The sequence below is a fragment of the Microbacterium sp. genome (assembly GCF_036277215.1).
Taxonomy (GTDB): domain Bacteria; phylum Actinomycetota; class Actinomycetes; order Actinomycetales; family Microbacteriaceae; genus Microbacterium.
The window spans coordinates 1-3,473 of record NZ_DASUNI010000338.1; the positions used below are offsets into that span (position 1 = coordinate 1).

Consider the following 3,473-nt stretch of genomic DNA (forward strand, 5'->3'; position numbering starts at 1 on the left):
CGAGCTGGACATCACGGCGCAGGAGGTCTACCGGCTTCCCGGGTCGCTCGACCTGCGCGGGCTGTTCGATCTCGCGAGGATCGACCGCCCGGAATTGCACTATCCCCCGCACGTGCCGACGACCCCGCTGCCGTTCAAGCCCCGCGAGCAGAATGGGCGCTCCGACATCTTCGCCGCCGTCCGCAAGGCCGATGTCCTCGTGCACCATCCGTACGAGTCCTTCGCCACCAGCGTGCAGGCATTCCTCGAGCAGGCCGCAAAGGACCCGCACGTCCTGGCCATCAAGCAGACCCTGTACCGCACCTCGGGCGACAGCCCCATCGTGCAGTCCCTGATCGACGCGGCCGAGTCCGGCAAGCAGGTCCTCGCGCTGGTCGAGGTGAAGGCGCGCTTCGACGAGGCCGCGAACATCGTGTGGGCGCGCAAGCTCGAGAAGGCAGGCGTGCACGTCGTCTACGGACTGGTCGGGCTGAAGACCCACTGCAAGCTCGCCCTCGTGATCCGCGAGGAAGAAGGACGGCTGCGCCACTACAGCCACGTCGGCACGGGCAACTACAACCCGAAGACGAGCCGCATCTACGAGGATTTCGGGCTGTTCACCGTCGACGACCAGGTCGGGCGCGACCTGACCCGCCTCTTCAACGAGCTCTCCGGATACGCGATCGAGAAGAAGTTCAAGCGACTTCTCGTCGCACCGCTGCACCTTCGGAAGGGGCTTCTGCGACTCATCGACAAGGAACGTCGAAACGCACTCGCCGGCAAGCCCTCCAGCATCCGCATCAAGGTCAACTCGATGGTCGACGAGCAGATCATCGACGCGCTCTACCAGGCGAGCCAGGCGGGAGTCCCGGTCGACGTGTGGGTCCGCGGGATCTGCTCACTCAAGCCCGGCGTCCCGGGCATGAGCGAGAACATCCGGGTGCGCAGCATCCTCGGCCGCTACCTGGAGCACTCCCGGCTGTTCATGTTCGAGAACGACGGCGAGCCGCAGGTCTACATCGGCAGCGCCGACATGATGCACCGCAACCTGGATCGCCGCGTCGAGGCCCTCGTCCGCGTGGTCGCGCCCACCCACCTGCAGGAGTTGTCCGACCTGTTCGCCCTCGCGATGAGCGACGACACCAGCTCGTGGTGGCTGGGTCCGGAGGGCGACTGGAAGCGGCACAGCCTCGATGCGGACGGCAAGCCGCTGGTCGACATCCAGGATCGCACCATGGCCAACGTCCAGCGTCGCCGTCGGGCCCGGGCGGCACGATGACCGAGACCGCCGTCTACGCGGCGGGAGGGGTCCTGTGGCGCGTGGTCGAGGGCAAGCTGCTGGTCCTGCTGATCCACCGCACCCGCTATAAAGACGTCACGCTGCCCAAGGGCAAGGTGGACCCCGGCGAGATGCTCGCCGAGACCGCGAGCCGCGAGATCTTCGAAGAGACCGGCATCCGTGTGAGCCTCGGCGTTCCCGTAGGGGTCTCGCGCTACCGGATGCCGAACCGACGCGAGAAGATCGTGCACTACTGGGCGGCGGAGGCCACGGATGCCGCGATCCGCTCGTCGGCGTTCGTGCCGAACAAGGAGATCGCTGCCCTCGAGTGGGTGAGCCTGAAAAAGGCCTTCAAGCGGCTGAGCTACCCCGTCGACACCGAGATCCTGGAGCACTTCGCGCGGCTCGTCGACGAAGGCGTGCTGCGCACGTTCCCGATCATCGCACTGCGCCACGCGAAGGCCGTCGCACGGGAGGAGTGGAACGGCGCCGACGCGGCGCGACCCCTCTCGCCCCGAGGACGCAGCCAGGCCAACTCGATCGTGGGCCCGCTGCTGGCGTTCGGCACACGGAAGATCGTCTCAAGCCCCGCCGTCCGATGCGTGAAGACCGTCCAGCCCCTGTCGGCGGCACTCGGGCGCAAGATCGACAAGACCGAGCTGATCAGTCAGGACGCGTGGGAAGAGGGCAAATCGGACGCCCGCACGATCATCGGCGAGCGGGTGCGCACGCGCAAGCCCGCGGTGCTGTGCACGCACGGCCCCGTGCTGCCGGAGATCCTGACGGAGATAGCACTCGCCACCGGCACCCTCCGCGGGTCGTATCTGGGCAGCGCCTCGGCGCTCGAAGCCGGCGCATTCTCCGTGGTGCATCTGTCGGTCGACAACCCCGGTTCGGGCATCGTTGCGATCGAGACGCACGCGCCGAAGACGTAGCAGCGGGCAGCCTTTCTCCCGTCTGACCTTGCCGCGTTCACCTTCCGTTCACCGTCGTCGCCCACTCTCTTAAGAGTCGCTGTCTACGGTCGGTGCGTGCCCCGCACCAGGGCGCGCATCCCGATAACCGTGAAGGATTCACAGTGAAGCTCACCCGAATTGCCAAGATCGGCGCCATCGGCGCGATCGCGGCCCTCTCGCTCACCGCCTGCGCCGCGAACGAGGCCGGCGGAACGCCGGCCGACCCGTCGGCTCCGGCCGGTCTTTCCGGCGAACTCGCCGGCTCGGGCGCCTCGTCGCAGGAGGTCGCGGTTCAGACCTGGACCGCCGGCTTCCAGGGTGCCAACCCGGACGTGACCATCAACTACGACCCCGCCGGTTCCGGCGCGGGCCGCGAGTCGTTCCAGGCCGGCGCCGTCGCATTCGCCGGATCCGACCGCGCGTTCAAGATCGAAGAGCTCGAGGCGGGCCCGTTCGACGGCTGCGTCGCGGACACGAACATCATCGAGCTGCCGACCTACATCTCCCCCATCGCGGTGATCTTCAACCTCGAGGGTGTCGACGAGCTCAACCTCGATGCCGCCACGATCGCCGGGCTGTTCGCCGGCACCATCACCAACTGGAACGACCCGGCGATCGCTGCGCTGAATGAGGGCGTCGCGCTTCCCGATCTGGCCGTGACGCCGGTGCACCGCGCCGACGACTCGGGCACGACCGAGAACTTCACGGACTACCTGTTCGCGACCGCGCCCGACGTCTGGACCTCGGAGCCCGACGGCGTGTGGCCGCTCTCCAGCGGCGAGGCCGCGCAGGGCACCTCGGGCGTCGTCTCCGCCGTCTCCGGTGGCAACGGCACCGTCGGCTACGCCGACGCGTCGCGCGCTGCCGAGGAGGGACTCGCCACGGCAGCCGTTCAGGTCGGCGACGAGTTCGTCACCTACTCGCCGGAGGCCGCCGCCGCCATCGTCGACGCTTCGCCGTTCGAAGAGGGCCGCACCGAGGGCGACCTCGCGATCGAGCTGGACCGCACCTCGGAAGAGGCCGGCGTCTACCCGATCGTCCTGGTCAGCTACATGATCGCGTGCGAGGAGTACACCGACCCCGCGACCGCCACGCTGGTCAAGGGCTTCCTCCAGTACATCGCGAGCCCCGAGGGCCAGCAGGCCGCCGCGGAGGCCGCCGGCAACGCACCGATCTCCGAGTCGCTCACGGAGCAGGTCAACGCGGCGATCGACCTGATCGTCACCGAGTAGTCAGTCGATTCCCGGCCCGGGCCCAAA

Annotated in this window: 3 protein-coding genes; all 3 read left to right on the forward strand. The window is 68.2% G+C overall.

Annotated elements, in window-relative coordinates; translation table 11 throughout:
* The coding region (gene ppk1 / locus VFX99_RS16165; RefSeq protein ID WP_329667314.1) for a polyphosphate kinase 1 at positions 1–1,258 on the forward strand (1,258 nt) is incomplete at its 5' end.
* Positions 1,255–2,193 (forward strand): NUDIX hydrolase, encoded by a 939-nt coding sequence (locus VFX99_RS16170; protein ID WP_329667315.1) that lies wholly within the window; start codon positions 1,255–1,257, stop codon positions 2,191–2,193. The genes ppk1 and VFX99_RS16170, both read left to right, overlap by 4 nt.
* A 143-nt stretch (positions 2,194–2,336) precedes the next feature.
* The gene (gene pstS, locus VFX99_RS16175) at positions 2,337–3,446 is read left to right on the forward strand and encodes a phosphate ABC transporter substrate-binding protein PstS (RefSeq protein ID WP_329667316.1); all 1,110 of its coding nucleotides are present in this window, start codon (positions 2,337–2,339) and stop codon (positions 3,444–3,446) included.
* The last annotated feature ends 27 nt before the right edge of the window (positions 3,447–3,473 follow it).